The sequence below is a fragment of the Dethiosulfatibacter sp. genome, assembly GCF_983023055.1.
In genome coordinates, this window is the sequence record NZ_CEZJXU010000179.1 from 1 (window position 1) to 4,705 (window position 4,705).

The window sequence follows — 4,705 nt, forward strand, 5'->3', positions numbered from 1 at the left end:
TCATTGCATCAATGGAAATTAAGGACGAAATTTAGGAGTAATATAGATGGTAATAAAACATTTATAGAATTTAGCAGGAATAATATTTGTATTGTTGGGCTGTGTGGGAATAGTACTGCCTGTATTGCCAACGACTCCATTTCTACTTCTGGCTGCAATTTGTTTTTCAAAAGGATCTGAGAAGCTCCATAGCTGGCTTATTAACAGTACAGTGTTTGGAAAATACATAGACGATTATATAAAGAGAAAAGGAATACCCTTACATGCAAAGGTTATTAGCATCATTTTTATTTGGACCGGCATTGGATATTCCATATACAAGATGAGAGATGTAATATTTGGCCAGGTGATATTGTTTTTAATAGCTGTGACAGTATCGATACACATTATAAGTATAAAAGAGAAAAGTAAGGTTTAATTCCTATGAATTGAAAGCTATTAGATTACAGATAAAGGCTCAGATACAGTAAATATACATAAAATCAAAGAATTTTAAATATGATAAAATACCAGAACCTCCAATTTGGAGGTTTTTTGATACGATGTTTCAGTAAATAGAACCCTTTTGGGATATATGATCATAATAAACTCCTTGACATTATACAATAAACAATGTATAATTATTTAAAATAGAGAATAAAAAACCGGAGGTAACAAGAAATGAACACGAAGTATTATGTAGTATTTGATGACGCAAATGACGAGATGCAGTATGGAAATGAATTTTCAAGAGATGAGATATTCAAACTTAAGAAGAACAAACTTGTTAATATCCTTAGTGTAACAGAATCATCAAAGGTTAAGTAAAGAAGGTATGGATAGACGTATCTACAAAAGAGAAAAGCAAAATACAACAAAATGGAATAATGAAAGAAAATAAAGACCTTAACTCGTTGTGGAGTTAGGGTCTTGTTTTACGATAATTGTTATATTAATCTATCAAATCTAAAACGATGGAGGAGTCATTGCCCATATTGAGACACATTCTTCATCAGAATTATTAAAATATTTGTGAGGAAACTCACTACTGAAATAGATACTATCTCCTTCATTTAGTATATATTCTTCTTCATTGATTCTGATAGTCAAGGTACCTTTGATGACATACCCGCATTCTTCTCCCACATGAGTAATCAATTCAGGGTTGGTTTCATCACCTGGCTTGATTGTAATCAACAGATGTTCTATTTTTCTGTTCAAGTCCGGTGATAGAAGTTCATATATACCCTTGCTTTTGTTGATGACTATTCTCTTCCTATTATCTTTTCTAACAACCAAGTCATCTTCCTTGAGACCTTCATCAAAGAAAAATCCAACACTGGTGTCTAGAGCCTTGGCTAATTTCCATAAATTGACTACTGAAGGTACAACTAGACCTCTTTCAATCTGACTGATAAGACCTGTGCTGACTCCAGATAGTTTTGAAAGTGTAGCTATGCTTAATTCCTTGGATTTTCTTAATTCTTTAACCTTTTTACTGATATCTACATCCATTTAAATACACCTCGTAAATAATGATAACATAAGAAGGGAGTAAAATAAACAATATAATATATATAAAGAAATGAAAACATTCAGTATATTGGCTGTACAGCATGAAATAATCAACATCTTGACGGAAAACGTTCAATATGTTATAATAAACTTAAATAAATTCAATATAATGATGGAGGAAATTTTATGAACACATTAATCAGTGCAGATAACACGTGGGTGTTATGGGCGATTATTACTATCTGGGCGGCAATGAGTATATATCTCGAGCAGAAATACGAATGGGCAGCAAAAGTATCAGGCGCAATTATAGCATTAGTAGGAGCAATGATATTATCAAATCTGAAAATTATTCCAACAGACTCACCTGTATATGACCAGGTATGGGGTTATGTAGTACCTTTAGCTATACCTTTGTTGTTGCTTCAATGCAATATCAAAAAGATATGGAAAGAAAGTGGAAGAATACTAATAATATTCCTCATAAGTTCCATGGGAACAATGCTTGGAGCAGTATTGGGATATGCTATGCTTAAAAACGTAGTACCCGACCTTACTAAGGTAGCGGCAATGATGTCAGGTTCATACATTGGAGGAGGAGTCAATTTCGTAGCAATGGCAGACTCATTTGATGTAGCAGGCGATCTGGTATCAGCGGCAATAGTTGCAGACAACCTGTTGATGGCACTATACTTCTTTGTACTCATAATGATGCCTTCTATGGCCTTTATGAGAAAACTATACAAGCATCCACATGTTGATGAAGTAGAGTCAAAGGGTTCAAATGGAGAAACAACAGCAGCTGCATATTGGAAAGGAAAGAACATTTCCTTGAAAGATATTGCATTTTCAGTTGGAACAGCCTTCTTTATTGTAGCATTTTCATCAGAAGCATCAAAGTTTCTTGATAACTTAATTCCAACAACAAATTCAGCACTAGAATTGCTGAACGGATTGTTTGGAAACAAGTATCTTATAATTACAACGGTATCAATGATACTTGCAACTGCTAAGGCTGATTTCTTTGGAGAAATAGCAGGAGCACAGGAAATAGGAACATATCTTATATATCTATTCTTTGTTGTAATAGGTGTACCGGCTTCAATAGGATTGATTCTACAAAAATCCCCTCTACTACTTCTTTTCTGTACAGTTATGGTATTGGTAAACATGATAGTTACTTTTGGCTTTGGAAAACTGCTTAAATTTGACCTTGAAGAAATGATACTTGCTTCAAATGCCAATATAGGCGGACCAACAACAGCTGCAGCCATGGCAATATCAAAGGGATGGACAAAACTCATAGCACCCATAATGCTTGTTGGTACACTTGGATATATAATAGGTAACTATTTCGGTATATTCATGGGAAATATATTAATGTAAGGGGGAGTCAAAATGATTTTCGATGGACATTCAGATACCTGGACAGATGTAATAGCAAAACAAACCCAGGGTGAAGTAGACATTTTAAACAGATATCATTATGAGAAATTCATTAAAGGTGGAGTCAATGGAAGCATATTTGTAATATGGTCGGATCCACCCTACGATGCAGAACCCTTGTTGAGAACTAGACAGATAATGGAAGCTGTTGAAAAAGAGATGAAATATGCAGAAAACCATTTCAGAATCGTTCATGACTATAATGAATATATGGCTGCTGTCAAAGACAATAGGATAGCTATCTTCATTGGACTTGAAGGACTGAGCTCGATAGGTAGAAATATTGAAATGATTGACGAGTTCCATAAATTCGGAGCAAGACATGCATCCCTTACGTGGAATGAAGAAAATGAGCTGGCAACAGGAGTATTGGGAAATCCAGAGCGAGGACTCTCAAAACTGGGAGAAGAGGCATATAAACGGATATCCGGACATAATATGTTGTTTGACGTGTCACATTTGAACGAGAAATCCTACTGGGATGTTGCAAGGATAGCTGACAAACCCTTTATAGCTTCACACTCCAACTGCAAAGCCTTGAGTAATGTACCTAGAAACCTTACGGATGACCAAGTGAAGGAAATAGCAATGTCGGGCGGATATATAGGAATCAATTCATTCAATCAATTTGTTCATGATGATATGGATAAGCAGAATGTCAAATACCTTGTTGATCATATTGTTCATATAACGGATTTGGTTGGCATCCAGCATGTTGCCTTGGGATTTGATTACTGCGACTATATTGATGAATCCTCACTGAGCACATTCAGTACACAGGAAACTTCCTTTACAAAGGGCCTTGTAGATGCATCAGATTCAATGAATATAGTCATTGAAATGGAAAAACGTGGATTTTCACAGAAAGAAATTGAAAAGGTAGCTAGTAAAAACGTACTAGATCTTATCAAAAGAATTATGAAATAAAGCAAAACACGCCATGATCAGCAGTGATTATGGCGTGTTTTGCAATTGATGTCATTCAAGGGTGCAAACGCCAAGCCTTTTTTGTTCAAAAAAAGAGTATCGCCTGACATAATGTGGGCAACTTCCGAAAATTGTGGACAAATCATTTCTAATTGTGACTAACTGTTGAACTACATATAATTGTATGAGATAATTGATTATTATCTGGTCGATTTTTATAGACCAAGAAAGAAGGAGAATCACTATGCACATTCAACACATGGCCTTAATGGTCAATGATATGGAGAAATCCATCGAATTTTATAAGACGGTAACAGAACTTACAGTTGCTAGACGCTTTGAAGCAGGACCTGGAGAGGTTGCATTCCTTTCAAATGGTAGCGGATCAACTGAGATTGAACTTATATGTATGCCAAAAGGTCAGAAGTTTGAAGGGAAGGGCATGTTCATTTGCTTCAAGACTGACAAGCTGGATGAAATGCACAAAATTGCAGCGGACAAGGGACTTAATCCTTCTCCTATTCAGCTTCCCAATGACAATACCCGCTATTTCTATGTTTATGATCCCAATGGCGTGTCCGTACAATTGAGGTGTTATCCTGAATGATGAATAAACAATCGAAGGCTGATATGGCTCTCTTTATAGTGACCATTGCATGGGGTAGTACATATATGCTAACGAAGTTGGCACTTGATAGTATGTCCGTATATAGTTATATAGCGATTAGATTTGGAATTGCTTTTTTGGCTTCTGCCATAATCTTCCATAAAAGGATGATGAAGACGAATCGGGAAGTCATTAAATACGGAGTCATAGTGGGACTTATAATGTTTTCCT

Annotated in this window: 7 protein-coding genes; 6 read left to right on the plus strand and 1 reads right to left on the minus strand. The window is 35.6% G+C overall.

Annotated features, from left to right (window positions below):
• Positions 1–82 precede the first annotated feature (82 nt).
• Positions 83–418, plus strand: coding sequence for a YbaN family protein (locus AC3AX0_RS07425; RefSeq protein WP_487549678.1), 336 nt, complete (start codon positions 83–85; stop codon positions 416–418).
• Between the two features lie 242 nt (positions 419–660).
• Entirely contained in the window at positions 661–807 is a 147-nt protein-coding gene (locus AC3AX0_RS07430) for a hypothetical protein (protein ID WP_487549672.1), read from the plus strand.
• Positions 808–945: 138 nt separating this feature from the next.
• On the opposite strand, the gene AC3AX0_RS07435 is transcribed toward AC3AX0_RS07430, so the two are convergent.
• Positions 946–1,494 carry a helix-turn-helix domain-containing protein gene (locus tag AC3AX0_RS07435; RefSeq protein ID WP_487549673.1) on the minus strand — a complete coding sequence of 183 codons (549 nt, stop codon included), beginning with the start codon at positions 1,492–1,494 and terminating at the stop codon, positions 946–948.
• A gap of 186 nt (positions 1,495–1,680) precedes the next feature.
• On the opposite strand from AC3AX0_RS07435, the gene AC3AX0_RS07440 reads away from it, so the two are divergent.
• From AC3AX0_RS07440 to AC3AX0_RS07455, 4 genes are all read left to right on the plus strand, one after another.
• On the plus strand, positions 1,681–2,880 hold the full coding sequence (locus tag AC3AX0_RS07440) for a DUF819 family protein (protein WP_487549674.1): 1,200 nt from the start codon (positions 1,681–1,683) through the stop codon (positions 2,878–2,880).
• Positions 2,881–2,892: 12 nt separating this feature from the next.
• The gene (locus AC3AX0_RS07445) at positions 2,893–3,867 is read left to right on the plus strand and encodes a dipeptidase (RefSeq protein ID WP_487549675.1); all 975 of its coding nucleotides are present in this window, start codon (positions 2,893–2,895) and stop codon (positions 3,865–3,867) included.
• Positions 3,868–4,111: 244 nt separating this feature from the next.
• Positions 4,112–4,474: a VOC family protein gene (locus tag AC3AX0_RS07450; RefSeq protein ID WP_487549676.1), complete on the plus strand. Its 363-nt coding sequence runs from the start codon at positions 4,112–4,114 to the stop codon at positions 4,472–4,474.
• The coding region (locus tag AC3AX0_RS07455) for an EamA family transporter (protein ID WP_487549677.1) at positions 4,471–4,705 on the plus strand (235 nt) is incomplete at its 3' end. The genes AC3AX0_RS07450 and AC3AX0_RS07455, both read left to right, overlap by 4 nt.